The following is a 25,291-nucleotide window of genomic DNA, read 5'->3' on the forward strand; positions in this document are numbered from 1 at the left end:
GAGTGGGTAACAACCGGTTGGCAACTGCTGTCGCGACCCTGAGGCCCTGGAGGTGAGCCGCTGTGGCACTCTCGATTTCGGCGGTGCTGCTGCTGCTGATCGTCGTGTTCCTGCTCGTCCGGAAGTCCGGGCTGAAGGCGGGCCATGCGGTGGTCTGCGTACTGCTCGGCTTCTATCTGGCGAGCTCGTCGATCGCCCCGACGATCAGGGACCTGACCAACAACGTCGCGGGCATGATCGGGGACTTCAAGTTCTGAGCCGTAGGCTCTCCCCATGACCGCTACGCCCGCCCGCCGGCTGCTCCTCGTCCACGCACACCCCGACGACGAGTCGATCAACAACGGCGCCACCATGGCCAAGTACGTCGCCGAGGGGGCCCTTGTGACGCTCGTGACGTGCACCCTGGGCGAGGAGGGCGAGGTGATCCCGCCGGAACTGGCCCACCTGGCCGCCGACCGGGACGACACCCTCGGCACGCAGCGGATCGGCGAACTGGCCGACGCCATGAAGGAGCTGGGCGTCACCGACCACCGGTTCCTCGGCGGCCCCGGCCGGTACCGCGACTCGGGGATGATGGGCGTCCCGCAGAACGAGCGGCCCGACTGCTTCTGGCAGGCGGACCTCGACGAGGCGGCCTCGTACCTCGTGGAGGTGATCCGCGAGACGCTGCCGCAGGTGCTCGTCACGTACGACCCCGACGGCGGCTACGGCCACCCCGACCACATCCAGGCGCACCGCGTCGCCATGCGTGCCGCGGAGCTGGCCGCGGACGCGTCCTGGAGACCGGACCTCGGCGACCCGTACACCGTCGCCAAGGTCTACTGGAACTGCATTCCGCGCTCCGAGGTCGAGAAGGGCTTCGCGCGGCTGCACGCGGCCGGCAGGTCCGCGCTGTTCGAGGGCGTCGCGAGCCCCGACGACCTGCCGGGCGTCGTGGACGACTCCGTGGCGACCGCGGTCGTCGACCTGGAGGGGCGGCATGCCGCGCAGAAGACGGCGGCGATGCGCGCCCACATCACGCAGATCGCGGTGGACGGCCCGTTCTTCGCCCTCTCCAACGACCTCGGGCAGCCGCTCTTCGGCGCCGAGTACTACCGGCTGGTCCAGGGCGAGCCCGGGGTCGCCGACGGCCGTGAGGACGACCTGTTCGCGGGGGTGGTGGGGGCATGAGGCGGCTCGCGTACCCCGTACTGGCGGTGCTCGGCGCCGCCGTCGCCGTCGCCGGGGCGCTGGTCCAGGCGGCCTGGTTCCCCGGCGGGCTGATCCTGGCCCTTGCCGGGAGCGCGGCCCTGTTCTGGGGCGGCGGCAGGCTGACCGGCGGGCGGGTGGGGGCGGTGGTGCCGGCGGCCGTCTGGCTGCTCACCGTGATCTTCCTCAGCTCCGCGCGTCCGGAGGGCGACTTCCTGTTCGCCAATGGACTCAGCCCGTACATCTACTTGTTGGGCGGTGCGATGGCCGGCGTGATGTCGGCCACGCTTGCGCAACCCGGGCCTCCCGGCGGCGGATCGCTTGAGGCACGATAGGCGCCACGTTCCGTCCGTTACGATGCGCGCGTTGACCGCTCACGAACTGCGCGTCGTCCGATTTGGTGGATGACGTCGCATAAGTCCCGTTGGTACGGGCGGTCTCCCCCCGGCGGCAGGCGACTCCTCGGCGGTGCCCAGTATGGTGGTGCGCGCCGCCGGGCCGCCCGCGGAAGGCCGTGACGGGTGGCGAAGCGAACCGGGAGAGCCTGCATTGAGTCGTGAAACTGACCGTCCGTCCCCCGGCCACCAGGGCCGGGGCGGAGCCGCGTATCCCTCGGGCACCCCGCCGTACGGGACCCGCCCGTTTCCGTCGCTGCATCCGCAGGAGGGCCCGCGGGACGAGGCGGCCGCCGAAGGGGAGACCCCGGCCGCCGCAGCCGCGGGAGAGCCGAGGACCGAGACGACGCTGACCACCCGGGTCCGGATCAACATCCCCGGGTCCCGGCCGATTCCGCCCGTCGTGGTCCGTACGACCGTCGACGGCGGCGCCGAGGGCGAGGCCCCGGCCTCCCCGGCCGCCGGCCCCGCCGCCGAGGCGGCGCAGCAGCCCATGGGATGGACCGGGGGCGGCGCCGCCGGCCCCGGGCAGGGCGAGCCCGCCCCCGCGCCGGCACCGGCCGCCGAGCCGGAGCTCCCGGCGCAGGGCGGCTCCAAGCCGACCAGCGACTGGTTCGCCCCGCGCAAGGCCACCCCGGCCCCGCAGGCGCCCGAGGCGGCGGCACTGCCCGCCCCCGCACCGGCCCCGGCACCCGCTCCGGCGCAGGACTTCGCTCCCGCCCAGGACTTCGCCCCGGCGCAGGAGTTCGCTCCCGCCCAGGACTTCGCCCCGGCGCAGGACTTCACCGCCCCGGAGACCACGCAGCCGATGCAGCTCGGCGACCTGCCGATGCGCAACGGCGGGCCGGGACGCGGTCCCGGCCGTCCGGGCGGCCCCGCCGCGTCCGGCGGCGGCCCCATCCCGTACCTCACCGACGGCCCCATGGGCCCGGGCGGGCCCGGCGGCCCGGGTGCTCCCGGCCCCCGGCCGTTCCCCGGCCAGGCGGGCCCCGGCGGGCCGTCGGGGCCCGGTGCGCCCGGTCCCGGCGCCGGTGGCCCCGGCACCCCGTTCCGCGGCTTCCAGCCCCCGTCCGGCCCCACCACGGGCCCCGTGACCGGCGACATGCGGATCCCCCCGGCCGGTGCCCCGCACGCCGCGCAGTCCCCGGCGCCCTTCCCCGCCGCGTTCGCGCCCGCGGGTGAGCGGCTGTCCGGTGACACGGTCGTCAGCGGCATTCCGGCCGTGCCCCCCGCGGGCCCCTCGGTGACCCGCCCGGTCCCGGCGGCCGGGGGCGACGCGTACCACTTCCAGAAGGACGAGGAGCCGGCCCCCAAGCCCAAGGGACGCTCCAAGCTGATACTGGCGGGCGCGGCCGTGGTGGTCCTGCTCGGCATCGCCTACGGGGCGGGTCTGCTGATGGACCACTCCGACGTCCCGGCCGGCACCACCGTCTACGGCGTGGACATCGGCGGCAAGTCCAGCGACGACGCCATGGCGTCGCTCGACGCGGCGCTCGGCAGCCGCAAGGACGCGCCGATCACCGTCACCGTCGGCGACCAGACCAGGAAGCTCAAGCCCTCGGCCGCCGGTCTCGTCCTCGACACCGACGCGACCGTCCGCAACGTGGCGCACCGCGACTACAACCCGGTCACGGTGATCGGCTCGCTGTTCGGCGGCAGCCGCGAGGTCGACCCGGTCGTGGACACCGACAAGGACAAGCTCCGCGCGCAGCTGGAGAACCTCTCCGCCGGCCTCGGCGGCGCCGGCTCCGAGGGCAAGGTGACGTTCGTGTCCGGCAAGGCCGTGGCCGTCGCCGGCAAGCCGCACCAGGCCGTCGACGTCGACGGCTCGGTGGACAAGCTGACCGCGGCCTACGCCACGCAGCTCGCCAGCGGCAAGCCCGGCCTGGTCACCCTGGCGGCCACCACCGTCGAGCCCAAGGTCACCCAGGCCGCGCTCGACGACGCGGTCAACGGCTTCGGCAAGACCGCCATGTCGGGCTACGTGTACGTGAAGGCCGGCAACGGCTCCCCCGTCCCGTTCAGCCCGGAGCACTCGCTCTCGGAGATCCTGTCCATGGTCCCGGACAAGGACGGCAACCTGAGCCCGTACATCGACACCAAGGTGCTCAAGGAGCTGTACGGCGGCGCCTTCGACGGCGTGCTGGTCACCCGCGGGGACGGCAGCAAGACCGCCGTGACCCCGCAGGACGTCGCCTCGGCCATGCTGCCCGCGCTGCGGACGGACGACCCGCAGAAGAAGACGGTCACCGTGGAGGGCACCTCCTGACCGGCTGAGCTCCGCGTCACGAAGGCCATGGGTGTGGCCCCGGTACCCGTACCGGGGCCACACCCATGACATCTGTCATGCGCGGAACGGGACGCCCGGCACTGCCGGGCGGGGCCCCGCACCGGCGAATCTGCTGCCATGACCGCCATCGCGTTCACGCACGTGACGAAGAACTTCGGCCCGGTACGGGCCGTCGACGACCTGACCCTGACCCTCCACCCGGGCGAGACCGTCGCCCTCCTCGGCCCCAACGGCGCCGGCAAGTCCACCGCGCTGGACCTGCTGCTGGGCCTGCGCACCCCCGACTCCGGCACCGTCGAGCTCTTCGGCCGCCCCCCGCGCCGGGCGATCTCCGAGGGGCTGGTCGGCGCGATGCTGCAGAGCGGCGGCCTCATGGAGGACGTCACCGTCCGGGAGATCGTGCGGCTCGCCTGCGACCTGCACCCCCGCCCGCGTCCCGTCGCCGAGGTGCTCTCCGGCGCGGGCCTGGACGCGATCACCGACCGCAAGGTCAACAAGCTCTCCGGCGGCCAGGAGCAGCGGGTGCGCTTCGCCATGGCGACCGCCGGGGCGAGCGACCTGCTGGTCCTGGACGAGCCCACCACCGGCATGGACGTCTCCGCGCGCCAGGCCTTCTGGGACGCCATGCGCGGCCAGGTGCGGCAGGGCCGCACCGTGCTCTTCGCCACCCACTACCTGGAGGAGGCCGACGCGGTCGCCGACCGCGTGCTCGTCCTCCAGGGCGGCCGGCTGCTGGCCGACGGCACCGCCGCGGAGATCAAGGCCCGCGCCGGCGCCCGGCGGATCGTCTTCGACCTCGACGACGCGTGGGACGAGGCGGCGCTGCTCGCCCTGCCCGGCGTCACGGCGGCCGAGGTGACCGGCCGCACCGTGCGGCTGCGCTCCACGGACGCCGACGCGACCGTGCACGCCGTCTACGCCGCCGGGCTCTACCCCCGGCACCTGGAGGTCGCCGGACTCGGCCTGGAGCAGGCCTTCCTGGCGATCACGGCCGCCACAGCGGACATGTCCGAGGACGAGGAGGTGGCGGCCCGATGAGGACGCTGGTCACGCTGGAGATCCTGCGCGTGCTGCGCAACCGCAAGTTCATGTTCTTCTCGGTGCTCTACCCGGTGCTGCTCTTCCTGATCCTGACGGCAGGTCAGAACAGCACCCTGGTGACGTACTACATGGTCGCGATGTGCGCCTTCGGGGCCATGACCGCCGTGCTCATGGGCAACTCCGAGCGCATCGCCCGCGAACGCGACAAGGGCTGGGTCCGGCAGCTGCGGCTGACCGCCCTGCCCGGCCGCGGCTACGTCCTGGCGAAGATCGCCTCGGCCGCCACCGTCAGCCTGCCCTCCATCGTCCTGGTCCTGATCGCGGGCGCGGCCGTCAAGGGCGTGCGGCTGGACGCCTGGCAGTGGGGCGGCGTGCTGCTGACCAGCTGGGCCGGCAGCTTCGTCTTCGCCGCGCTGGGCGTGGCCATCGGCTACGTCGCCACCGCCGACGTGGCGCGCCCGGTCGCCATGATCGCCTACTTCGGGATGGCACTGCTCGGCGGCCTGTGGATGCCGTACAGCTCCTTCCCGGGCTGGCTGCGGCGCATCGCGGACGTGCTCCCGGCACGCCCGTACGCCGCGCTCGGCCAGGCCGTCGAGCTCGGCCACGCCCCGCACCTGCGCGACGTGGCGGTGCTCGTGGTCTACCTGGTGCTCTTCGCGGGCACAGCCGCTTGGATGTACCGCAAGGACACCGCGAAGGCCTGACCGCCGCGACGGGACCGGGAAGAACGACGGAGAGGAAGACGCCGTGGCGGACCACGACAACACGGCGATCGGCCGGGCGCCGGAGAACCGCCGGCAGGCGGTCGTGAAGCTGATCTGGATCGCGATGTGGATGCTCTACCTGGGCTCCCCCGTCAGCGACCTGGCCGACGGCGGCCACGCCCTGCCCGGCACCCTGCTGGGGTGGGCCGGGCTCGCCGCCTACGTCACGCTCTACCTCGGGCTGGTCTTCCGGCGGACCAACGCCGAACGGCAGCCGCGCTGGGTGTACGGGGTGCTGGGGCTGCTCGGTCTGCTCGCCCTCGTGCTGGGGCTGACCCTCGGCAGCGCGTTCCTCGTGCTCTTCGTCTACCTGTCGGTGGCCTGCGGCGCCGTCCTGCCCGTCCGCCAGGCGCGCTGGGCGATCCCCCTGGCCACCGCCGCGCTCGCCCTGTGCGCCGCGCCCGTCGGCGTGAACGGCATCACGCTGGTCTCCCTGCTCGTGCCGTGCATGCTCGGCGGCTTCGCCATGACCGGCGTACGGCAACTGGTCCGCACCACCCGGGAACTGCGCGAGGCCCGCGAGGCCGTCGCGCAACTGGCCGCCACCGAGGAACGGCTGCGGCTCGCCCGCGATCTGCACGACCTGCTGGGGCACTCGCTGTCCCTCATCACCCTCAAGAGCGAACTCGCCGGACGGATGCTGCCCGACCGGCCCGGCGACGCCGCCGCGCAGGTCGCCGACATCGAGCGGGTCAGCCGCCAGGCCCTCGTCGACGTCCGCGAGGCCGTCACCGGCTACCGGCGGCCCAGCCTCGCCGACGAACTGATCGCCGCCCGCGGCGCCCTGCGGACCGCCGGCATCCACGCCGACCTGCCCGCCGAGGTCACCGCCTCCCTCACGTCCGACACGGAGGGCGCGCTGGCCTGGGCCCTGCGCGAGGCGGTCACCAACGTCGTACGGCACAGCGGCGCCCGGAACTGCGCCGTCTCCGTCGGCGAGGACGGCGCAACGGTGTGCCTGACCGTCTCCGACGACGGGCACGGCCCCGGCGACGCCGGGCCCGGCAACGGCCTCACAGGGCTGGAGGAGCGCCTCGCACTCGCCGGCGGCCGCCTGGAGACCGAGGGCGGACGCGGCTTCACCCTCCGCGCCTTCGTCCCGGCGGGCTACGCTGCCGCCCATGATCCGGGTGCTGCTGGCGGAGGACCAGTCGATGGTGCGCGAGGCGCTGGCCGCCCTGCTGGGGCTGGAGGCTGACATCGAGGTCGTCGCGCAGGTCGCCTCGGGCGACGGGATCGTGGCCGCCGCCCGGGAGGCCCGGCCGGACGTCGCGCTGCTCGACATCGAGATGCCCGGCACCCTGACGGGCCTCGACGCGGCTGCCGCGCTGCGGGCCGAACTGCCGCACGTGCGCGTCGTCATCGTCACCACCTTCGGCCGCCCCGGCTACCTGCGGCGCGCCATGGAGGCCGGCGCCGACGCCTTCCTGGTCAAGGACGCCCCCGCGGCGCGGCTCGCGGACGCCGTGCGCGCCGTCCTGCGCGGCGAGAAGGTCATCGACCCCGCCCTCGCCGCGGCCGCCCTCAGCGAGGGCGCCGACCCCCTCACCGCCCGCGAGCGCGACGTCCTGCGGGCGGCGGCCGACGGCTCGGTCAACGCGGAGATCGCGCGACGGCTGCATCTCTCCGAGGGGACGGTGCGGAATTATTTGTCGACCGCGATGCAGAAGGCGGGGGCGCGGAATCGGGCGGAGGCGGTCCGGGTCGCCCTCGAGCGCGGCTGGCTCTGACCCTTTCCCTCCCCGCCCGCCCTCCCTCCCCCAACCTTCGGCCGGGGGTGCCCCCAGCCCTGTGAAGTCACGCGCCCCGACGCAAGTTGTTGGGGGGCCGGGTTCGGGGCCCCCGGGGCTGCCATTCTGGACAGCACATTTAGGTGCCTCAGGCACTCGGATTGATCGCTCCGGGTTGTGCACCCAAATATGCTCCACAGTCCAGAACGCCACCCTCCCCCAGCTACCGCTGGGAGGTGCCCCCAACTCCCCCGCCCCCTCCGTCTCGTATCGCGCCTGATCCCCGGTGGGTGGGTGAAGAGGCGGTCCGGGGTTGCTGCAAGTGCTCTCTGAACCCCCACCGGCCGTCAGTCGCCCCAACCGGCCCGGGAGGGGGTGCGCCGGGGTCCGCCCGCAGGGGACGAGCGGCGACCGCGGTGCGCAGCACGTTGGCGTAGACCGCGAGCCCCGAGGACGGACTCCGGAGCGGCGCCGACCCCACAACGCACGCAGCGCAGGGCCCGCACTTACCGCGCCGGGTACACGGGCGGGAGGGTGGGGAAAAGCCCAGGCACACAACCTCAGTTGAGGCGTGCGCGGGCGGCCCGGGCCTGATGACGCAACGCCCCAGCCACGCCAGGCTCCACCGCGTCGAGGGCGTCCGCGTACGCCTCCATCTCCGCCGCGCCCCGCGCGAACTCCCCCGCCCGCACCAGCAGTTGCGCATGCTCCTGGCGCAGCCGCGCCGGATGGTGGGGCAGCAGCAGCGCGAGCTCCACGGCCCACAGCTGCACCGCGAGGTGCTCGGGGCGGGCGTCGGCCCAGGCGCGGATGTTGTTCAGGACGCGCAGCACGATGTCGAGCGGGTCGGCCGGGCTGAGCATCGCGGGGGACAGGCCCGAGCCGGTGGCGCCGGCCACGAGGAGGCGGACGTCCTCGTCGCCGAGGGGGCGGCCGCCGTTGAAGGGGTCGGCGAGCACGAACGCGCCGGCCGGGTCGCCGAAGCCGACCACGAAGTGGCCGGGCAGGGCGACACCGTAGACCGGGGCGCCGGCCCGGCGGGCGACCTCGATCCACACCACGGAGAGCAGGATGGGCAGTCCGCGCCGCCGTCGCAGCACTTCGTGCAGCAGGGAGGAGTCCAGCCGCTGGTAGTCCGCGGGCGTGCCGCCGAAGCCGAGCCGGCCGCCGAGCAGGGCGGCGGTGGCGGCGGCCCAGTCGGCGGGGCGGGTCAGCCCGTACGGCAGGAGCCCGGCGAGCCGGTCGAGTTCGATCTGCGCGGCGTCCGTTCCCGCCTCGCCGAGGTCCGGGTCGGCCTCCTCGCCGATGAGCAGGCAGAGCGTCGCCAGGTCCGGGCGCGGGTCGCGGGCGGCCTCGGTGAAGCGCGGCCTGACCGTGTCGTCCATGCCGTCGCTCCTAACCGTCGGCCGGGCGCGGTCCGCGCCGGTAGTGGTAGGCGTGGTGGGTGACGAAGCCCAGCCGGTCCCAGAGTGCGCGGGCGCCGTCGTTGTCGGCCTCGACCTGGAGGTACGCGCCCGAGGCGCCCTCGTCCAGCGCCTTGCGGGCCAGGGCCGCGACGACGGCCGTGGCCAGCCCGGTGCGGCGCAGGGCGGGGTCGGTCTCGACGGCGGCGAAGGACGCCCAGCGTCCGTCGACCGCGCACCGCCCGATGGCGGCGGGCGGGCCGCCCGCGGTGCCCGGGACGCTCGCGAGCCACACGGAGGGGCCGCCGGTGAGCACGGCGAGGGCCGCGTCGCCGAGTCCGCCGGTGCGGTGGTAGCGGGCGAGCCATCCGGTGTCCGGTTCGCGGGTCAGCGTTACGTGTTCGGCGCCGGGCAGGTCCGCGAGCGGCGCGAGCGGGGCGGTGCGCAGCAGGGCGTGGCCCTCGGCGGTCCAGCCGAGGCCGTCGAGGGTGTCCGCGAGGGCGTCGTCCCCGACCTGGATGTACGCGGGCAGGCCGCGTTCGCGGTACCAGTGGGCCACCGCCTCGGCGGCGGCCGGGGCGGGCATGCCCGGTTCGCCGAGCGGCAGCGCGGAGTTGGCCCGCCGGGTGAAGCCGCCGGCGGCGCGCAGGGTCCAGGTGCCGAGCCGTGCGGTCTCGGGCGCGGGCCAGCAGCGCGCGGCGCTCTCCTGGAGTTCGCGGGCCGTCGCGCGGGGAGCCCGCGCGCCGCGCCGGGCGGGCGTGTCGGGCACGATCTTGGCCGCCACGAGCAGGCGTTCCGCGATGCGGACGGCCGCGCCGTCCCTGCGGGTGACGACCAGTTCGCCCTCGTCCCACGATGTGAGAACCCCTACCGCGTCGGTGAACACGGGGCGTCCGCCGACGATCTCTGCGATACGGCGGGTTGACACGCGTTTGCCCACGTCAGAGGGGGTTATCCGTACGTCAGCCCGGGCTCCGGCGGTGAAATCCATGCTCATGACCGCCCCTCCTGTTCGTCTGCCGCCCAAGAACGGAGATACTAGGTGCGGGCATCGACGACGCCGCGCTCCCGCGCGAGACAGCCCTATCGAGGAGGAACGACAGCGTGACCTACGTCATCGCGCAGCCTTGTGTCGACGTCAAGGACAAGGCGTGCATCGAGGAGTGCCCGGTCGACTGCATCTACGAGGGCCAGCGGTCCTTGTACATCCACCCGGACGAATGCGTCGACTGCGGAGCCTGTGAGCCGGTCTGCCCGGTGGAGGCCATCTTCTACGAGGATGACACCCCGGAGGAGTGGAAGGACTACTACAAGGCGAACGTCGAGTTCTTCGACGAGCTCGGTTCGCCCGGTGGTGCCTCCAAGCTCGGGCTGATCGAGCGCGACCACCCCTTCATCGCCGCTCTGCCGCCGCAGGGCGAGTGACCCCGACAGTTGTGGGCGGTCCCGCACGGCACACCGCCGTGCGGGGCCGCCGTGTTTGGCGGCCCCCGGCCGTTCGGTAACGGAAAGTGAGCACCAGCGTGGCGCAGCCCGTCTCGTCCAGACTCCCCGTCTTCCCGTGGGACCGGCTGGAGCCGTACAAGGCCACGGCCGCCGCACACGCCGGCGGCATCGTCGACCTGTCGGTGGGCACCCCCGTCGACCCGGTCCCGCACATCGTCCGCCGTGCGCTGAGCGAGGCCTCCGACAGCCCCGGCTACCCCACGGTGTGGGGCACCCCCGAGCTGCGGGCCGCCATCACCGGCTGGGCGGGGCGCCGGCTCGGCGCCGCGGACCTGGGGGACACCCATGTCCTGCCGGTGGTCGGCTCCAAGGAGCTGGTCGCCTGGCTGCCGACGCAGTTGGGCCTGGGCGCCGGCGACAAGGTCGCGTACCCGCGGCTGGCCTACCCGACCTACGAGGTCGGCGCGCGCCTCGCGGGCGCCGAGCCGGTCGTCTACGACGAGCCGACCGGGCTCGACCCGGCGGGCCTGCGGCTGCTGTGGCTCAACAGCCCCTCCAACCCCACGGGGCGGGTGCTCGGCAAGGACGAGCTGCGCCGGGCGGTGGCCTGGGCGCGCGAGCACGGCGTGCTGGTCTTCAGCGACGAGTGCTACCTCGAACTGGGCTGGGAGGCCGACCCGGTCTCGGTGCTGCACCCGGACGTCTGCGGCGGCTCGTACGAGGGCATCGTCGCCGTCCACTCGCTGTCCAAGCGCTCCAACCTGGCCGGGTACCGGTCCGCCTTCCTGCTGGGCGACCCGGCCGTGCTCGGTGAGCTGCTGCAGATCCGCAAGCACGGCGGCATGATGACGTCCGCCCCGGTGCAGGCCGCCACCATCGCGGCCCTCGGCGACGACGCGCATGTGGCCGGGCAGCGCGAGCGCTACGCGCGGCGCCGGGCCGCGCTGCGCACGGCGTTCGAGGCGGCCGGTTTCCGCATCGAGCACAGCGAGGCCAGCCTCTACCTGTGGGCCACGCGCGACGAGTCGGGCTGGGACACGGTCGCCGACCTGTCCAAGCGCGGCATCCTCGTGGCGCCGGGCGACTTCTACGGTGAGGCCGGCGAGCGGTTCGTGCGGATCGCCTTCACGGCCACCGACGAGCGGGTCGCGGCCGCCGTGCGCCGCCTGACCGCCTGATCCGTCCCGGAGCAGCCCGAAGGGCCCGGGGAGCCGGGGCTCTCCGGGCCCTTCCGGTGCGGCTGTGGGGGTCAGCCGCCGAGGGGAAGCCCCTTGAGGGGAAGCTGGTCGGTGGTGGGCAGGCTCTGCAGCGGCAGACCGGTCTTGCCGGCGCGCTTGCCGACCTCGACGGCGGCGCCGCCGATGGTGCCCGCCGCCTTCGTGGCGACGCCGCTGACGGCCGGCTGGGCCGTCTTGCCGAGCCCGGCGACGGTGCGCGCCGCGGCGGGCACGGTCTGCTGGACGGCCTTCACCGCGCCGGAGTCCTGGGCGGCGTTGGTGACCGTGCCGGCGAGTTCCGGGGCCTTGTCCACGTTGGTCAGCCCACCCAGGTCGCCGACCTGAGGCAGCTCGGCTGCGGACGCGGCACCGGCACCGATGAGGGGAGCCGCGGCCGCGCCGACCAGCAGGGCGGCCCGGGCGATCCGACGCGTGAGGGGGAGAGACATGGTGCTCCTCTTACGGAGAGACGACAGTTACGGCGTGACATGTCCGCGGGGCGGACGTCGTGACTACCGCGTGAGGTGCCCCGAAGGTTGCGGCCGCCCAAGGTAAAGAGTTGGTAATGCGGCGCGTTCCGGCGCCAGGTAAAGCGGAGCAATTCGGGCGTTGTGAGCTGCACCGACGAAACGTCACAGCCCGTCCTCAGAAGGAGTTTTGACGCTTCGCCAAGACGGTTTCCCATCTGATGGGTTTGGCGTACAAGCGACCCGCCTGGGGGTGAATGCCCGCACTATTGCGCGACGGTGATGCGCACGTCTTCCGCCGCGGCACCGGAATCGGCGCTATTCGATTTCGTCCAGCCCTTGCGGGAGGCCGCCGCGGACCACTCCTGGTGCGCGAACGCCACTTTCTCGACCTTCAGTTCGTCCGCGTGTGCCACCGCCCACTGCGCCAGTTCCCAGCCGCGCCGGGCATCGCCGCCCCGCGCCCCGCCGCCGGCCGGTGCGGACGGCACCGCCACCGTCCGCCGGTCCGGGGACTGTTGGGGGGCGGCCCCGGCGCGCTCGGGAGTGTCGGCGTTCTTGGCGTCGCCCCCGGCGCCGCGGGCCGCCAGCGTCCGCGGCGCCACCTCCGGGCCGAACTCCCGCACCAGGCGGGCCCGTACCTTCGCGGGGGCCCCGCCGGCGGCGGCCCGCCCGCCGTCCGCCGTCGTGCAGGTCAGCGCCGCACCGTGACGGCCCGTCAAGGCGGCGGCCAGCAGCGCCGCGTCGGCCTCGTGCTTGGCGTACGCCTGCGGGTAGCCGCTCTTCTGCACCCGCTGCGCGGCCACGGTGAGCGGCAGCCGCGAATAGCCCTGGATCTTCACCAGGCCGTCGAAGAACTCGTTCGAGGCGTAGACCGGGTCCATGATCTGCGCCGCCGTGCCCCAGCCCTGCGAGGGACGCTGCTGGAACAGGCCCATCGAGTCGCGGTCGCCGTGGTTGATGTTGCGCAGCGCTGACTCCTGCATCGACGTCGCCAGCGCTATCGCCACGGCCCGCTCCGGCAGCCCGCGGGAACTGGCCACGGCGGCGATCGTGGAGGCGTTGGCGGCCTGCTGCGGCTCCAGCCGCAGCGTGCCGCCCTCGGCGGTCACCGTGCACTCGACGGCCCCGGGACCGCCGATCAGACCGAAGTGGTAGGCCGCGTAGCCCGCGACCCCCAGCAGCACCAGCGAGGAGGTGACCAGGCGCGCGGCCCGCCGGCGCCCCCTGGGGGCGCGCGCGGCGGGACGGGACGAGGACGTCGGCTTCGGCACGCGCACACCGTACCGAAGGCGGCTGTGCCGCCCCCGGTATTCGTCCCCCGGTAGGGTCGGCGCCATGGAACGGCCCGTGCTCGATCTCAGTCAGGACGCCGCCGCGGTGACGGCGCAGCTCGTCGACATCCCCTCCGTCAGCCTCCACGAGAAGCCGCTGGCCGACGCCGTCGAGGCGGCACTGCGCGCCCTGCCGCACCTCACCGTCGACCGCGACGGCGACGCCGTGGTCGCCCGCACCCGTCTGGGGCGCGCCGAGCGGGTCGTGCTCGCCGGGCACCTGGACACCGTGCCCATCGCCGACAACGTGCCGTCCCGGCTGGACGACGACGGCATCCTGTGGGGCTGCGGCACCTCCGACATGAAGTCCGGCGTCGCCGTGCAGCTGCGCCTCGCCGCCACCCTCCCCGAGCCCAACCGCGACCTCACCTTCGTCTTCTACGACGCCGAGGAGATCGAGGCCGAGCGCAACGGGCTGCGGCGGCTGGCCGAGCATCACCCCGACTGGCTCGAGGGCGACTTCGCGGTCCTGCTGGAGCCCACCGACGCCAAGGTCGAGGGCGGCTGCCAGGGCACCCTGCGGGTCCGCGTCGAGACCACCGGCCGCCGCGCCCACTCGGCCCGCAGCTGGCTCGGCGAGAACGCCATCCACAAGGCCGCACCGATCCTGGCCCGGCTCGCCGCGTACGAGCCCCGGCAGGCCGTCATCGACGGACTGACGTACCACGAGGGCCTCAACGCCGTCATGATCGAGGGCGGTCACGCCGGCAACGTCATCCCCGACTTCTGCGCGGTGATCGTCAACTTCCGCTTCGCCCCCGACCGTTCGGAGGCCGAGGCGTTCGCCCACGTCCGCGAGGTCTTCGAGGGCTTCGACGTGCTGCTCACCGACAGCGCCCCCGGCGCCCTGCCCGGTCTGTCCCACCCCGCCGCGGCGGCCTTCGTGGCGGCCATCGGCACCGAACCCGCCCCCAAGGACGCCTGGACCGACGTCGCCCGCTTCTCCGCGCTCGGCGTCCCCGCCGTGAACTACGGCCCCGGCGACCCCCGGCTCGCCCACACCCGCGAGGAGCACGTCGCCGTCGCCGCCGTCCTGGAGGCGGAGCGGAAACTGCGCGCCTGGCTGGTGTAACGAGCTGTTAAGCGGCGCGTTCTTGATCCCTGCGGTGGGCGCGTGCGTACCCTGACCGGACCGGGGGGACGCAGCGAAAGGAGCGCGACATGGACCGTGACGCGGAGGAGGCGGCGGCAGCCGAGACGGCGGCGGCGGAGGGCAGCTCCACGGGCCGTGACTGGCCCGAGCGCCACACCGGCCCGGTGGTGCGCCGCCGGGGCCAGGTGCAGAAGTCCACCACCGACCAGCGGCTGCTGGACACCCGCGGCCCGTCGGACTGGGTGCACGGCGATCCCTGGCGCGTGATGCGCATCCAGTCCGAGTTCGTCGAGGGCTTCGGCGCCCTGGCCGAACTCGGCCGTGCCGTCAGCGTCTTCGGCTCCGCCCGCACACCCGAGGGCGCACCGGAGTACGAGACCGGCGTCCGCATCGGCCGCGCCCTGGCGGAGGCCGGCTTCGCGGTCATCACCGGCGGCGGGCCGGGCGCCATGGAGGCGGCCAACCGCGGCGCGTGCGAGGCCGGCGGCGTCTCGGTGGGGCTCGGCATCGAGCTGCCCTTCGAGCAGGGGCTCAACCCCTACGTCGACATCGGCGTGAACTTCCGCTACTTCTTCGTCCGCAAGACGATGTTCGTGAAGTACGCCTCCGGCTTCATCGTGCTGCCCGGCGGCTTCGGCACGCTCGACGAGCTCTTCGAGGCCCTCACCCTCGTGCAGACCCGCAAGGTCACGCAGTTCCCCATCGTCCTGTTCGGCACCGCGTACTGGCGGGGCCTGGTCGACTGGGTCCGGGAGACCGTCGTCCACCAGGGCAAGGCGTCCCCGGTGGACCTGGAGCTGCTGCACCTCACCGACGACGTGGACGAGGCCGTCGCCCTGGTGACCAAGGAGAGCGGGGACTAGCGGGACGCCCCGCACCGACTGCCGCGCGCCGGTGTCGACCTCCGGCCCCGGCGTTCCGGGACCGGGGGAGGAGTCCGCGGTGCGGGAGGCCCTCCCCGCGGTGCCGCCGCCGCGGCCGCTCGGCCGCGGCAGCAGCCTCACCGCGGGCCGTTGCGTGTGCGGCGACCACCGCGGCACGGCTCGGCGCGGGCGGCCCCGTCAGGCCAGTCCGCGCCGGGCGACCGCCGGCGGGCGGCGGCCCGCGATGGAGGCGACCATGTCGAGCACCTGCCGGGTCTCGGCGACCTCGTGCACGCGGTACACCTGCGCGCCCAGCCACGCCGACACCGCCGTCGTCGCCAGGGTGCCCAGCAGCCGTTCCTTGACCGGCCGGTCCAGCGTCTCGCCGACGAAGTCCTTGTTGGACAGCGAGACCAGCACCGGCCACCCCGTCGCCGTCATCTCCGGCAGGCGCCGGGTCGCCTCCAGGGAGTGCCGGGTGTTCTTGCCGAAGTCGTGCCCGGGGTCGATGAGGACGGCGTCCCGCCGCACCCCGAGGGCGACCGCGCGTTCCGCGAGCCCCACGGTGACCTCGAGGATGTCGGCCATCACGTCGTCGTAGCCCACGCGGTGCGGCCGGGTGCGGGGCCGCGCGCCGCCCGCGTGCGTGCACACCAGGCCGACGCCGTGCGCGGCCGCGACCTCGGCGAGCCGGGGGTCGACCCCGCCCCACGCGTCGTTCAGCAGGTCCGCGCCCGCGGCGCAGACGGCCTCGCCGACCTCGTGCCGCCAGGTGTCCACGCTGATGACGATGTCCGGGTGGCGCCGCCGCACCTCGGCGACGAAGTCGGCCGTGCGCCGGATCTCCTCCTGCGCCGACACCTCCGCGCCCGGGCCCGCCTTGACGCCGCCGATGTCGATGATCGCGGCGCCCTCGGCCACGGCCTGCGCCACGCGCGCCAGGGCGGGCTCGTCGCTGAAGGTGGCGCCCTGGTCGTAGAACGAGTCCGGCGTCCGGTTCACGATCGCCATGATCACGGGCTCGTGCTCGCCGAATTCCCGTGTGCCCAGCCTCAGCATGTCGTGCCCGTCTCCTCGAAATGTGATCCGCCGACCGAAGATAGTCGCCGACCGCGCACCGCGCGCACGGCGCGGCGTGGCACGATCGTGCCGTACAGGTCGGGCCGACTCCGGGAGAGGTCTTGTTCTGGTTCTTGCTCATCGCGCTGGTCGCGGTGGTCGCCGCGGTGGCCCTCGCGGTGCTCGGCGACGGCGGGGGGCTTCGCGACGTGGAGCCGGACCGGTTGGACGACCGGCTGCCCCAGGAGCGCCCGGTGGGGCGCGCCGACATAGAGCAGCTGCGGCTGCCGGTGGCCGTGCGCGGCTACCGCATGCTCGACGTCGACGACGTGCTGGACCGGCTGGCCGCGGAACTCGCCCAGCGCGACGCGCACATCGCCGACCTGGAGGCGGCCCTCGCCGGGGCGCACGCCACCGCGTTCGGCGGCCCCTCGCTGGTCAAGGACGCCGCCCAGGACGCGGAGGACGCCGCCCACGAGCCCAGCGGGCCCGGGGGCGAGCGATGAGCGGTGCGGTCGTCGGGGCGGACGGCAAGGCGCGCTGCCCCTGGGGACTGGAGACCGCGGCCTTCGCGGACTACCGGGAGTACCACGACACCGAGTGGGGCCGTCCGGTGCACGGCGAGGCCCCGCTGTTCGAGCGGGTGTGCCTGGAGGCCTTCCAGTCGGGGCTGTCGTGGATCACGATCCTGCGCCGCCGCGAGGGCTTCCGGAAGGCGTTCGCGGGCTTCTCGCCCGACGCCGTGGCCGTGTTCACCGACGAGGACCGCGAGCGGCTGCTGGCCGACACCGGCATCATCCGCAACCGCGCCAAGATCGACGCGGCCGTCTCCAACGCCCGGGCCACGCTCGAACTGCGCGCGGGGTACGAGGGCGGCCTGGACGCCCTCGTGTGGTCGTACGCCCCCGATCCCGCCGCGCGGCCCGCCCCCCGCACCTCCGCGGACGTACCGGCGGTCACGGCGGAGTCCACCGCCCTGGCCAAGGACCTCAAGAAGCGCGGGTTCCGCTTCGTCGGCCCCACCACCGCCTACGCGCTGATGCAGGCCTGCGGGCTGGTGGACGACCACCTGGCCGGCTGCTTCGCACGCCGCTGAGGGCCCGCGGCAGCCGGCCGCCGGAGGCCGTCAGCGGCCCAGGTAGTGGGGCTTGTCCTTCTTGAGGAAGGCCTCGACCGCGATCCGGTGGTCCTCGGAGGCACCCGCGAGGGTCTGCAGTTCGTCCTCCTTGGCCAGGCTCTCGATCAGCGAGTGGTCCTCGCCGTACGCCAGGGACGCCTTGACCGCGGCGTAGGCGACCGTGGGCCCCTCGGCGAGGCCGCGGGCCACCTCCGCGGCCACGGCGGGCAGGTCGGCCGCCGGGACGAGCCGGTTGACGATGCCGAGCTGGTACGCCTCCTGCGCGGGCACCGTCCGCGGGAAGAGCAGCAGGTCGGCGGCGCGGCTGCGGCCGATGAGCCGGGGCAGCGTCCAGGAGGCGCCGGAGTCGGCGGTCAGCGCGACGCCGACGAAGGAGGTGTTGAACCCCGCGGTGTCCGCGGCCACGCGGTAGTCGCAGGCGAAGGCGAAGCCCGCCCCCGCGCCCGCCGCGACGCCGTTGATCCCGGCGACGACCGGCTTGGGCATCGTCGTGATGGCCGTGACGATCGGGTTGTAGTGCTCACGGACCGTGGACATCGAGGAGCCGCCGTCGCCGCCCGCCTCGATGATCGAGATGTGCTCCTTGAGGTCCTGGCCCACGCAGAACGCCTTGCCGGTCGCCGTCAGCAGCACCGCCCGCACGGCCCGGTCGGCGCCCGCGGCCTGCAGGGCGTCGCGCAGGGCGACCTTGGTCTCGACGTTCAGCGCGTTCATCGCTTCGGGGCGGTTCAAGGTGATGGTGGCGAGCCCGTCGCTCACCTCGTACAGCACGGTGTCCGTCATGTGATCCCCTTCGTCGCGGCTCGCGTTCGGGGTCAGCATGCCGGAGATCACCGCACACGAACATGTGACGTCCATCAAACGCACGCGAGTGGGCGATCACCGAAATGGACGGTTTTGCGGGACCGCGTTCTCGAACGGATGGGAACCGATGTTGGTCATCGGGTCACCCGATGCGGGATAATGGCCGAGAACCAATGTGTTCGAGTCCGGTGGCGCCTGGGCCACCGTGTGCGAAGAGCTGGTTTCAGGAAGGGGAACGAGCATGGCGGCCATGAAGCCGCGGACGGGTGATGGCCCGCTCGAGGTGACCAAGGAGGGGCGGAGCATCATCATGCGCGTTCCGCTCGAGGGCGGCGGACGGCTTGTCGTCGAGCTGACCCCGGACGAGGCGGATGCACTCGGCGAGGCATTGAAGAAGGCCATCGCCTGAACCGGCCAATCCAAGCCTTGGGCCCCCGGCAGCACGCATGCGCCGGGGGCCGCTTGCTTTTCTTTTCGGAACGGCCGGACGCTTCACGGCGCCCGGGAATGCGGACGCGGACCGGCGGGGGCGGATGCCGGAATTGTCAGCCGCGCCGTACCGCGCAGAGCAGGCCGTCGTCGGTCGGCAGCAGGACGGGGGCGAGCGCGGGGTTGTCGCGGACCGTCCGCATCAGCTCGCGCAGCCGGATCACCTCGGCCTCCTGGTGGGCGGCGTCCATCGCGCGGCCCTGGGCGAAGGCGCCCTCGAAGCAGACCAGGCCGCCGGGCCTGAGCAGCCGCAGCGATTCGGCGAGGTAGTCCGGGTACTCCAGCCGGTCCCCGTCGCAGAAGACGAGGTCGTAGCCGCCGTCGGCGAGGCGGGGGAGCACGTCCAGCGCCCGGCCGGAGATGCAGCGGGCGCGGTTGGTGGCGAAGCCGGCCTCGCGGTAGGCGCCGCGGGCCAGTTGCTGGCGGTCCGGCTCGGTGTCGACAGTGGTCAGCACCCCGTCGGCGCGCATGCCGTGCAGCAGGTGGATGCCGGAGACACCGGTGCCGGTGCCGATCTCCACGACCGCCTTGGCGTCGGTGGCCGCGGCGAGCAGGCGCAGCGTCGCGCCGGTGCCCGGGGAGACCGGGCGCACTCCTGCCTCGCGGGCTCGCGCGCGGGCCCGTATCAGCGCGTCGTCCTCGGCGACGAAGGCGTCCGCGAACGCCCAGCTCGCCTGCCGATTCCCGGTAATTGCCCTCTCCTGTCCGCGTGACGGTTGCAGCCCGCCCGGCGACTGTATCCGTTGCGGTCGGGAACCCGGAGATGGGACCAGTCGTTGGGAGGTTCGACAGATGGTGGGGAACGAGGGCCGCGGCGATGAGCTCGGCACTTATCCGGAGCTAACGGGCGAGGTGGATATGGTAGGGGCTCTACTGGACACCACCAGAGCCGACAGGGGAGGTGCGGCTGCGGCGGGTCACCGGGGAGTGCTTTCGCGCTTTCGCAGGTCGGCCGGCGAGCCGAAATCCGTGACCGATACAGCTGACGACCGTCCGCGATCCGACGAGTCCTCGACAGTGGCCGCCAACGCGACCTTCGCCACCGACGGGGGTGCTCAGACGTGGACCCCTCCCTCATGGGAGGAGATCGTCAGTACCCACAGCGCCCGGGTCTACCGTCTCGCCTACCGCCTGACGGGCAACCAGCACGACGCCGAGGACCTCACGCAGGAGGTCTTCGTCCGGGTCTTCCGTTCGCTGTCGACGTACACGCCCGGCACCTTCGAGGGCTGGCTGCACCGCATCACCACCAACCTCTTCCTGGACATGGTCCGGCGCCGCCAGCGCATCCGCTTCGACGCCCTGGGCGACGACGCGGCCGAGCGCCTGCCCAGCCGCGAGCCGTCCCCCGCGCAGCACTTCGCGGACACGCACTTCGACGCCGACATCCAGCAGGCGCTGGACACCCTGGCGCCGGAGTTCCGCGCCGCGGTCGTGCTCTGCGACATCGAGGGCCTGTCGTACGAGGAGATCGCGGCCACGCTCGGCGTCAAGCTCGGCACCGTGCGCAGCCGCATCCACCGCGGCCGCTCCCACCTGCGCAAGGCGCTGGAGCACCGGGCGCCCGCCGCCCGTCCGGGCCGGGCACCCGTCCTGACCACGGGCCGGGCGGCCCTGGAGGGCGGGGGCACGTGAGCAATACCCGCAGCCGGCATCTGCACTGCGCCGAGCAGCACCTCGGGGACCATCTCGCCGCCTTCGTCGACGGCGAGCTCCAGGACGACGCCCGTGACCGCGTGCTGGCGCACCTGGCGACCTGCACCGAGTGCAAGGACGCCGCGGACGAGCAGCGCCGTATGAAGGACGCGATCGCCGCCTCCGCGCCGCCCGCCCTCTCGGCGGGCCTGCTGGCCCGCCTCCAGGAACTGCCCGCGGGCGACGGCGACGGCACGGGCGGACCCTTCGACGGCGGCTTGATGCAGGCCGCCAGCCTCGGCGGCGAGCGGCTGAACGGCGACCTGTTCGGCCAGGCCCGCGAGGAGTTCGCGCTGCCGCTGTCGGCGTCCGCGTCCCGGGGCTTCCGGATCCACGAGACGGCGCGCCCCGCCACCCCCGGTGCGCCGGGCCCGACGGGCTCCGCGGCCCGCGGCCGGCGGCGGTTCGCCTTCGCTGCTGCGGCCGGCGCGTTCTCCATGGCGGCCATCGCCCTCGGCGGCGCGCTCCCGCTGGACGGCGCCCCGGATCCCGGCATGGACGAGACGGGCGCCGCGGTGACCCCGCTGAGCTCGCAGCAGTCCGCCCGGCCGGCCGCCGACGTGTGGGCCAGGCCCACCGACGACCTCCTGCACCCCACCAACGGCGCACGGCCCTTCGCGCTGACCTCGCCGTCGTCCATGGGCCGGGTCGACCCGGCTGCCGTCGCGCGTTCCCTGGCGGCACCCCCGCCGTCCGCGTCCGCCACCGGGACGCCCGCCTCGCCGGACGTGTCGGTCGCGCCTGTTCCCGCCGGCACGGTCACCCCCCTCCTGGGCACCTTCCCCGTCAGCCGCTGAGCGGGCGGCTGCGGGCGGCGCCGACTCCTGGTTCAATCCAGGGAGGACAGGTCGTCGTAGGGGAGCACTGTGGACCAGGGGAAGGCCGCCGGGCCGAAGTGGTGGAGCCGCCCGGAGCCGGTGACACCGGCTCCGCCGGAGGCGCATGCCGCGCCTGCCACGCCCTCCCCGCAGGCCCCGGAGGACGCCGTGCCGCGGCACGGCTCCGACCCGTACGACACCCCGCCCTACGGTGAGCCCGGACCCTGGGCGCCCGCCCCTCCCGTCACCCGTCCGGCGGACACCCCGCCGCCCGCCGTGCCTCCTGTGCCGCCCATGCCGCCGCACACCGCGGCCCCGGCCGCGGGACCGGTCCCGCCGCCGCTCCCGGTAGGCCAGTGGCACCGCTACGACCCCTGGGCGGCCCCTGGGCCGCTGCCCGCCGCCCCCCGGACCTCGCGCCGCCGCGGCCCGCTGGCGGCCGTCCTGATCGCCCTCACGCTGGCCGCGGGCGGCCTCGGCGGCGTCCTGGGCGCCTATGCGGCGCGGGACGGCGGATCGGAGCGGGTGACCCTGCCCCAGGCCTCCGCACCCGGGGAGGCCGGGAAACGTGCCCCGGACAGCGTCGCGGGCATCGCCGCCAAGGTCCTGCCGGGCGTGGTCTACATCCACGTCAAGAGCGACAGCGGGGAGGGCACCGGCACCGGCTTCGTGCTGGACGACGAGGGCCACATCCTCACCAACAACCACGTCGTGGAGACCGTCGCGAAGAGCGGCACCATCTCGGTGACCTTCAACGGCGGCCAGATCCGGACCGCGAAGATCGTCGGCCGCGACACCGGCTACGACCTGGCGGTCATCAAGGTCGCCGGCGTCAAGGGCCTGCGCCCGGTCACCCTCGGCGACTCCGACGCCGCCCAGGTGGGCGACCCGGTGGTCGCCATCGGCGCCCCGTACGGCCTGGAGGGCACCGTGACCTCCGGCATCATCAGCGCCACCCAGCGCCCGATCACCGCGGGCGGCGAGACCGAGGGCAGCGACGTCAGCTACGTCGACGCCATCCAGACCGACGCCCCGATCAACCCGGGCAACTCCGGCGGCCCGCTGGTGGACTCCCGGGGCCTGGTCATCGGCATCAACAGTGCCATCCGCTCGGCCGACAGCAGTTCCGACCCCTTCGGCAACGGCAGCCAGGGCGGCAGCATCGGCCTGGGCTTCGCGATCCCCGTCAACCAGGCGAAGCGGGTCGCCGAGCAGCTGATCAACAACGGCAAGGCCACCCATCCGGTGATCGGTGTCAGCATCAATCTGCAGTACGACGGCGACGGCGCCCAGGTGAGCCCCGAGGGCGAGGGCGACGGGGACTCCATCACCCCGAACGGTCCCGGCGCCAAGGCCGGCATCGAGCCCGGCGATGTGATCACCGCCATCGACGGCAAACGGGTGCACAGCGGCGAGGAACTGATCGTGCGCATCCGCAGCCACCGTCCCGGCGACAAGCTGGCCCTCACCCTGAAGCGGGGCGGCAAGGAGCGCAGCGTCCAGCTGGTCCTGGGCTCGGCCACCGGCTGACCCCGGGCCCGGGTTTACCCCGGCGCGGTCTACTGTTGACCCCGGCCCACTCCCGTCTTCCTGGTTCGGGCAGGTACGGTGAGATCCGCGGGATTTCGTCCGCCGGCCGAGGACCACGAGGAGCTGCACGGTGTTTTCAGACATAGGCGTGCTGGAGGTCGTCGCGCTCGTGATCCTTGCCGTGCTCGTGTTCGGGCCCGACAAGCTGCCCAAGGTCATCAGGGACGTCACGCAGTTCATCCGCAAGGTGCGTGAGTTCTCCGACAGCGCCAAGGCCGACATCCGCAAGGAGCTGGGCCCGGAGTTCAAGGACTTCGAGTTCGAGGACCTCAACCCGCGCAACTTCGTCCGCAAGCAGCTGCTGGACAACGACGAACTCGGCCTGAAGGAGATCCGCAACGGATTCGACTTCAAGGAGGAGATGTCCGCGGTCGCCGACGCGGTCCACGGGCGGGACAGCGGTTCGTCCGCCGGTTCCTCCGGGTCCTCCGGCACGCCGGACCGGCTGAAGAAGCGGGACGGGCTGGAGCCGGGCGAGGCTCCGCCGTTCGACTCCGACGCCACCTGAACCGGGGCCCCTGCCCCGTTCAGGTCGCGCGAGTGGCTATTCTCCCTTTGTTTGCCCTTATGGAGGAGGCGCCGCGCGTATGGAGACCACAGCTGATCCAGCGGATCGTACGATCGACGGCTATCTCAGGGCCGACTTCGCCTGGTACGGGCTGGACGAGGCCTTCACCGGGCACCGCTGGCTCGCACCCGTCGGCAGGAGCGCGGACGGCACCGTGGAGCACGGCTCGACGGGCCACGGCGACGAGCCCTCCGTCAAGGTCGAACCCACCCCGGACGAGCGCCGTTTCGTGGTGGTCGTGACGGTCGCGGAGCGCCCGGTACGGCGCAGCGCGGACGGCACGGGCGTCCTGGAGGAGACCTCGGTGTCCTCCGCGGCGTGGCTGGCCGGCTCCGGCCTGCTGTCGTGCACCTGGCCCACCCAGATGGACCGTCATCTGCGCGAGGACTGGCTGGACCAGCAGACGGCCATCGCCTGGGATCTCGCCGACAACCTCGACGGCGCCGGCTGGTCGGCGCTGACCCTGCCGGTGGACGGCGAGCCGACGCCCTTCCACTACCGCGAGTCCGAGTACGGCTGGGTGATGGCCGGTTCGGCGCGCGGGGTGCATCTCGGCGCGTTCGGGCGCGGCATGAGCGCCTACGGTCTCGGGCTGTCACGGGTCAAGGACATCCACGCCTACCGGCGCTGACCCCCGGACGCACGGCAGGGGCGCCCTCGCGCGGAGGACGCCCCTGACACGGCGGCAGGTGCCGCTCAGAACTTGTTGCGCGGCGTGATGCCCAGGGACATCCCGGCCAGGCCGCGCTGCCGCCCGCCGAGCTTGCCGGCGATGTCGCGGAGCGCGGAGCCCGCGGGGGACTCCGGGTCGGTGAGCACGACCGGGCGGCCGTCGTCGCCGCCCTCGCGCAGCCGGACGTCGATCGGGATCTGGCCCAGCACCGGCACGTTGGCGCCGGTCGTGCGGGTCAGGCCCTCCGCCACGCGCTCGCCGCCGCCGCTGCCGAAGACGTCGACCATCTCGCCGCAGTGCGGGCAGGGCAGCCCGGACATGTTCTCGATGACGCCGACGATCTTCTGGTGGGTCTGCACGGCGATGGTGCCGGCGCGCTCGGCGACCTCGGCCGCCGCCTGCTGGGGCGTCGTCACGACGAGGATCTCGGCGTTCGGGACCAACTGGGCGACGGAGATGGCGATGTCGCCGGTGCCGGGCGGCAGGTCGAGCAGCAGCACGTCCAGGTCGCCCCAGTACACATCGGCGAGGAACTGCTGGAGCGCGCGGTGCAGCATCGGGCCGCGCCACACCACGGGGGCGTTGCCCGGGGTGAACATGCCGATGGAGATGACCTTCACGCCGTGCGCCGAGGGCGGCATGATCATGTTCTCGACCTGCGTGGGGCGGCCGTCGGCGCCCAGCATGCGGGGCACGCTGTGGCCGTAGATGTCGGCGTCGACCACACCGACCTTGAGGCCGTCGGCGGCCATCGAGGCGGCGAGGTTCACCGTCACCGAGGACTTGCCGACGCCGCCCTTGCCGGAGGCCACCGCGTACACACGGGTCAGCGAGCCCGGCTGGGCGAAGGGGATCTCGCGCTCGGCCTGCCCGCCGCGCAGCGAGGAGGCCAGCTCGCGGCGCTGCTCGTCGCTCATGACGTCCAGTTCGACGCTGACCCCGGTGACGCCCGCGACCTTCGCGACCGCCGCCGTCACCAGGCTGGTGATGGTGTCCCGCATCGGGCAGCCCGACACCGTCAGGTACACGCCGACCCGCACCGCTCCGCCGTCGGCGATGTCGACGGACTTGACCATGCCCAGGTCGGTGATCGGCTTGTGGATCTCGGGATCGTTCACCGTCGCGAGGGCGGCGCGCACCGCGTCGAGCGAGACAGCGCCTGCGGGAGTGTCGTCAGCCATGGCTCGATGGTACGTCGCCGTGAACGGCCCATGACCCGCGGT

28 protein-coding genes are annotated in these 25,291 nt (G+C 73.7%); 20 read left to right on the plus strand and 8 right to left on the minus strand.

The features are described 5' to 3' along the window. Window positions 1-62: 62 nt before the first annotated feature. From ACIP9H_RS09690 to ACIP9H_RS09725, 8 genes are all read left to right on the plus strand, one after another. The gene (locus tag ACIP9H_RS09690; RefSeq protein WP_319665541.1) at window positions 63-257 is read left to right on the plus strand and encodes a hypothetical protein; all 195 of its coding nucleotides are present in this window, start codon (window positions 63-65) and stop codon (window positions 255-257) included. A gap of 16 nt (window positions 258-273) precedes the next feature. Next, window positions 274-1,170 (plus strand): N-acetyl-1-D-myo-inositol-2-amino-2-deoxy-alpha-D-glucopyranoside deacetylase, encoded by an 897-nt coding sequence (gene mshB / locus ACIP9H_RS09695; RefSeq protein ID WP_401580685.1) that lies wholly within the window; start codon window positions 274-276, stop codon window positions 1,168-1,170. Next, window positions 1,167-1,523 (plus strand): DUF6113 family protein, encoded by a 357-nt coding sequence (locus ACIP9H_RS09700; protein ID WP_360907401.1) that lies wholly within the window; start codon window positions 1,167-1,169, stop codon window positions 1,521-1,523. Before mshB ends, ACIP9H_RS09700 begins: the two co-directional genes overlap by 4 nt. 214 nt (window positions 1,524-1,737) lie before the next feature. Then, a complete protein-coding gene (locus ACIP9H_RS09705; protein ID WP_401580683.1) occupies window positions 1,738-3,852 on the plus strand; it encodes a hypothetical protein in 2,115 nt (704 codons plus the stop codon). Between the two features lie 138 nt (window positions 3,853-3,990). After that, window positions 3,991-4,911, plus strand: coding sequence for an ABC transporter ATP-binding protein (locus ACIP9H_RS09710; protein ID WP_401580682.1), 921 nt, complete (start codon window positions 3,991-3,993; stop codon window positions 4,909-4,911). Then, window positions 4,908-5,621 (plus strand): ABC transporter permease, encoded by a 714-nt coding sequence (locus ACIP9H_RS09715; protein ID WP_401580680.1) that lies wholly within the window; start codon window positions 4,908-4,910, stop codon window positions 5,619-5,621. Before ACIP9H_RS09710 ends, ACIP9H_RS09715 begins: the two co-directional genes overlap by 4 nt. A gap of 43 nt (window positions 5,622-5,664) precedes the next feature. Then, window positions 5,665-6,879 carry a sensor histidine kinase gene (locus tag ACIP9H_RS09720; RefSeq protein WP_401580678.1) on the plus strand — a complete coding sequence of 405 codons (1,215 nt, stop codon included), beginning with the start codon at window positions 5,665-5,667 and terminating at the stop codon, window positions 6,877-6,879. Then, on the plus strand, window positions 6,803-7,411 hold the full coding sequence (locus tag ACIP9H_RS09725; protein WP_401580676.1) for a response regulator: 609 nt from the start codon (window positions 6,803-6,805) through the stop codon (window positions 7,409-7,411). The genes ACIP9H_RS09720 and ACIP9H_RS09725 overlap by 77 nt, the downstream gene beginning before the upstream one ends. A 560-nt stretch (window positions 7,412-7,971) precedes the next feature. Here ACIP9H_RS09725 and ACIP9H_RS09730 read toward each other — a convergent pair. Then, window positions 7,972-8,796 carry a transglutaminase-like domain-containing protein gene (locus ACIP9H_RS09730; protein ID WP_401580674.1) on the minus strand — a complete coding sequence of 275 codons (825 nt, stop codon included), beginning with the start codon at window positions 8,794-8,796 and terminating at the stop codon, window positions 7,972-7,974. 10 nt (window positions 8,797-8,806) lie between these two features. After that, window positions 8,807-9,805: a GNAT family N-acetyltransferase gene (locus ACIP9H_RS09735; protein WP_401958641.1), complete on the minus strand. Its 999-nt coding sequence runs from the start codon at window positions 9,803-9,805 to the stop codon at window positions 8,807-8,809. 113 nt (window positions 9,806-9,918) lie between these two features. Here ACIP9H_RS09735 and fdxA point away from each other — a divergent pair, with 113 nt between their 5' ends. Together fdxA and dapC are read left to right on the plus strand one after the other, a co-directional pair. After that, window positions 9,919-10,239, plus strand: coding sequence for a ferredoxin (gene fdxA / locus ACIP9H_RS09740; RefSeq protein WP_018561461.1), 321 nt, complete (start codon window positions 9,919-9,921; stop codon window positions 10,237-10,239). 86 nt (window positions 10,240-10,325) lie between these two features. Continuing rightward, the gene (gene dapC, locus ACIP9H_RS09745) at window positions 10,326-11,438 is read left to right on the plus strand and encodes a succinyldiaminopimelate transaminase (RefSeq protein ID WP_401580673.1); all 1,113 of its coding nucleotides are present in this window, start codon (window positions 10,326-10,328) and stop codon (window positions 11,436-11,438) included. A gap of 71 nt (window positions 11,439-11,509) precedes the next feature. Here dapC and ACIP9H_RS09750 read toward each other — a convergent pair whose 3' ends face one another. Beyond that, window positions 11,510-11,926, minus strand: coding sequence for an ATP-binding protein (locus tag ACIP9H_RS09750; RefSeq protein ID WP_360907385.1), 417 nt, complete (start codon window positions 11,924-11,926; stop codon window positions 11,510-11,512). Window positions 11,927-12,210: 284 nt separating this feature from the next. Next, the gene (locus ACIP9H_RS09755; RefSeq protein WP_401958543.1) at window positions 12,211-13,218 is read right to left on the minus strand and encodes a heavy metal transporter; all 1,008 of its coding nucleotides are present in this window, start codon (window positions 13,216-13,218) and stop codon (window positions 12,211-12,213) included. A 64-nt stretch (window positions 13,219-13,282) separates the two neighbouring features. On the opposite strand from ACIP9H_RS09755, the gene dapE reads away from it, so the two are divergent. Continuing rightward, a complete protein-coding gene (gene dapE / locus ACIP9H_RS09760) occupies window positions 13,283-14,350 on the plus strand; it encodes a succinyl-diaminopimelate desuccinylase (protein WP_401580669.1) in 1,068 nt (355 codons plus the stop codon). Window positions 14,351-14,439: 89 nt separating this feature from the next. Then, window positions 14,440-15,234 carry a TIGR00730 family Rossman fold protein gene (locus ACIP9H_RS09765; protein ID WP_360907380.1) on the plus strand — a complete coding sequence of 265 codons (795 nt, stop codon included), beginning with the start codon at window positions 14,440-14,442 and terminating at the stop codon, window positions 15,232-15,234. A gap of 198 nt (window positions 15,235-15,432) precedes the next feature. On the opposite strand, the gene folP is transcribed toward ACIP9H_RS09765, so the two are convergent. Continuing rightward, window positions 15,433-16,293 carry a dihydropteroate synthase gene (gene folP / locus ACIP9H_RS09770; RefSeq protein WP_401958546.1) on the minus strand — a complete coding sequence of 287 codons (861 nt, stop codon included), beginning with the start codon at window positions 16,291-16,293 and terminating at the stop codon, window positions 15,433-15,435. Window positions 16,294-16,415: 122 nt separating this feature from the next. On the opposite strand from folP, the gene ACIP9H_RS09775 reads away from it, so the two are divergent. Both ACIP9H_RS09775 and ACIP9H_RS09780 read left to right on the plus strand, forming a co-directional pair. After that, on the plus strand, window positions 16,416-16,799 hold the full coding sequence (locus ACIP9H_RS09775; RefSeq protein ID WP_401580666.1) for a DivIVA domain-containing protein: 384 nt from the start codon (window positions 16,416-16,418) through the stop codon (window positions 16,797-16,799). After that, the gene (locus ACIP9H_RS09780) at window positions 16,796-17,389 is read left to right on the plus strand and encodes a DNA-3-methyladenine glycosylase I (protein ID WP_401580665.1); all 594 of its coding nucleotides are present in this window, start codon (window positions 16,796-16,798) and stop codon (window positions 17,387-17,389) included. Before ACIP9H_RS09775 ends, ACIP9H_RS09780 begins: the two co-directional genes overlap by 4 nt. A gap of 30 nt (window positions 17,390-17,419) precedes the next feature. On the opposite strand, the gene ACIP9H_RS09785 is transcribed toward ACIP9H_RS09780, so the two are convergent. Then, window positions 17,420-18,214 carry an enoyl-CoA hydratase/isomerase family protein gene (locus ACIP9H_RS09785; RefSeq protein ID WP_401580663.1) on the minus strand — a complete coding sequence of 265 codons (795 nt, stop codon included), beginning with the start codon at window positions 18,212-18,214 and terminating at the stop codon, window positions 17,420-17,422. A gap of 262 nt (window positions 18,215-18,476) precedes the next feature. On the opposite strand from ACIP9H_RS09785, the gene ACIP9H_RS09790 reads away from it, so the two are divergent. Then, window positions 18,477-18,644: a DUF3117 domain-containing protein gene (locus ACIP9H_RS09790; RefSeq protein WP_018561471.1), complete on the plus strand. Its 168-nt coding sequence runs from the start codon at window positions 18,477-18,479 to the stop codon at window positions 18,642-18,644. A gap of 136 nt (window positions 18,645-18,780) precedes the next feature. Here ACIP9H_RS09790 and ACIP9H_RS09795 read toward each other — a convergent pair whose 3' ends face one another. Then, on the minus strand, window positions 18,781-19,446 hold the full coding sequence (locus ACIP9H_RS09795; RefSeq protein ID WP_401581138.1) for an O-methyltransferase: 666 nt from the start codon (window positions 19,444-19,446) through the stop codon (window positions 18,781-18,783). 136 nt (window positions 19,447-19,582) lie between these two features. On the opposite strand from ACIP9H_RS09795, the gene sigE reads away from it, so the two are divergent. The 5 genes from sigE to ACIP9H_RS09820 all read left to right on the plus strand — a co-directional run bounded on the left by sigE (window position 19,583) and on the right by ACIP9H_RS09820 (window position 24,026). Then, window positions 19,583-20,359, plus strand: a complete 777-nt coding sequence (gene sigE, locus ACIP9H_RS09800) for an RNA polymerase sigma factor SigE (RefSeq protein ID WP_360907370.1) — start codon at window positions 19,583-19,585, stop codon at window positions 20,357-20,359. Beyond that, the gene (locus tag ACIP9H_RS09805) at window positions 20,356-21,216 is read left to right on the plus strand and encodes a zf-HC2 domain-containing protein (RefSeq protein WP_401580661.1); all 861 of its coding nucleotides are present in this window, start codon (window positions 20,356-20,358) and stop codon (window positions 21,214-21,216) included. Before sigE ends, ACIP9H_RS09805 begins: the two co-directional genes overlap by 4 nt. Window positions 21,217-21,285: 69 nt before the next feature. Then, window positions 21,286-22,767, plus strand: a complete 1,482-nt coding sequence (locus ACIP9H_RS09810) for a S1C family serine protease (RefSeq protein WP_401958550.1) — start codon at window positions 21,286-21,288, stop codon at window positions 22,765-22,767. Window positions 22,768-22,897: 130 nt separating this feature from the next. After that, the gene (locus ACIP9H_RS09815; protein WP_401580660.1) at window positions 22,898-23,335 is read left to right on the plus strand and encodes a sec-independent translocase; all 438 of its coding nucleotides are present in this window, start codon (window positions 22,898-22,900) and stop codon (window positions 23,333-23,335) included. A gap of 79 nt (window positions 23,336-23,414) precedes the next feature. Next, on the plus strand, window positions 23,415-24,026 hold the full coding sequence (locus ACIP9H_RS09820; RefSeq protein ID WP_360907362.1) for a hypothetical protein: 612 nt from the start codon (window positions 23,415-23,417) through the stop codon (window positions 24,024-24,026). Window positions 24,027-24,091: 65 nt separating this feature from the next. Here the strand turns inward: ACIP9H_RS09820 and ACIP9H_RS09825 are convergent, their stop codons facing one another. After that, entirely contained in the window at window positions 24,092-25,249 is a 1,158-nt protein-coding gene (locus ACIP9H_RS09825) for an Mrp/NBP35 family ATP-binding protein (RefSeq protein WP_401580659.1), read from the minus strand. Between the last annotated feature and the right edge of the window lie 42 nt (window positions 25,250-25,291).

Source organism: Streptomyces sp. NPDC088732 (genome assembly GCF_044751205.1).
GTDB lineage: Bacteria > Actinomycetota > Actinomycetes > Streptomycetales > Streptomycetaceae > Actinacidiphila.

Coding starts and splice junctions, on each gene's coding strand:
- mshB (WP_401580685.1), top strand. CDS start 274: ATGACCGCTACGCCCGCCCGCCGGCTGCTCCTCGTCCACGCACACCCC.
- ACIP9H_RS09700 (WP_360907401.1), top strand. CDS start 1,167: ATGAGGCGGCTCGCGTACCCCGTACTGGCGGTGCTCGGCGCCGCCGTC.
- ACIP9H_RS09710 (WP_401580682.1), top strand. CDS start 3,991: ATGACCGCCATCGCGTTCACGCACGTGACGAAGAACTTCGGCCCGGTA.
- ACIP9H_RS09715 (WP_401580680.1), top strand. CDS start 4,908: ATGAGGACGCTGGTCACGCTGGAGATCCTGCGCGTGCTGCGCAACCGC.
- ACIP9H_RS09725 (WP_401580676.1), top strand. CDS start 6,803: ATGATCCGGGTGCTGCTGGCGGAGGACCAGTCGATGGTGCGCGAGGCG.
- ACIP9H_RS09730 (WP_401580674.1), bottom strand. CDS start 8,796: ATGGACGACACGGTCAGGCCGCGCTTCACCGAGGCCGCCCGCGACCCG.
- ACIP9H_RS09735 (WP_401958641.1), bottom strand. CDS start 9,805: ATGGATTTCACCGCCGGAGCCCGGGCTGACGTACGGATAACCCCCTCT.
- ACIP9H_RS09750 (WP_360907385.1), bottom strand. CDS start 11,926: ATGTCTCTCCCCCTCACGCGTCGGATCGCCCGGGCCGCCCTGCTGGTC.
- dapE (WP_401580669.1), top strand. CDS start 13,283: ATGGAACGGCCCGTGCTCGATCTCAGTCAGGACGCCGCCGCGGTGACG.
- ACIP9H_RS09765 (WP_360907380.1), top strand. CDS start 14,440: ATGGACCGTGACGCGGAGGAGGCGGCGGCAGCCGAGACGGCGGCGGCG.
- folP (WP_401958546.1), bottom strand. CDS start 16,293: ATGCTGAGGCTGGGCACACGGGAATTCGGCGAGCACGAGCCCGTGATC.
- ACIP9H_RS09780 (WP_401580665.1), top strand. CDS start 16,796: ATGAGCGGTGCGGTCGTCGGGGCGGACGGCAAGGCGCGCTGCCCCTGG.
- ACIP9H_RS09785 (WP_401580663.1), bottom strand. CDS start 18,214: ATGACGGACACCGTGCTGTACGAGGTGAGCGACGGGCTCGCCACCATC.
- ACIP9H_RS09790 (WP_018561471.1), top strand. CDS start 18,477: ATGGCGGCCATGAAGCCGCGGACGGGTGATGGCCCGCTCGAGGTGACC.
- sigE (WP_360907370.1), top strand. CDS start 19,583: ATGGTAGGGGCTCTACTGGACACCACCAGAGCCGACAGGGGAGGTGCG.
- ACIP9H_RS09820 (WP_360907362.1), top strand. CDS start 23,415: ATGGAGACCACAGCTGATCCAGCGGATCGTACGATCGACGGCTATCTC.
- ACIP9H_RS09825 (WP_401580659.1), bottom strand. CDS start 25,249: ATGGCTGACGACACTCCCGCAGGCGCTGTCTCGCTCGACGCGGTGCGC.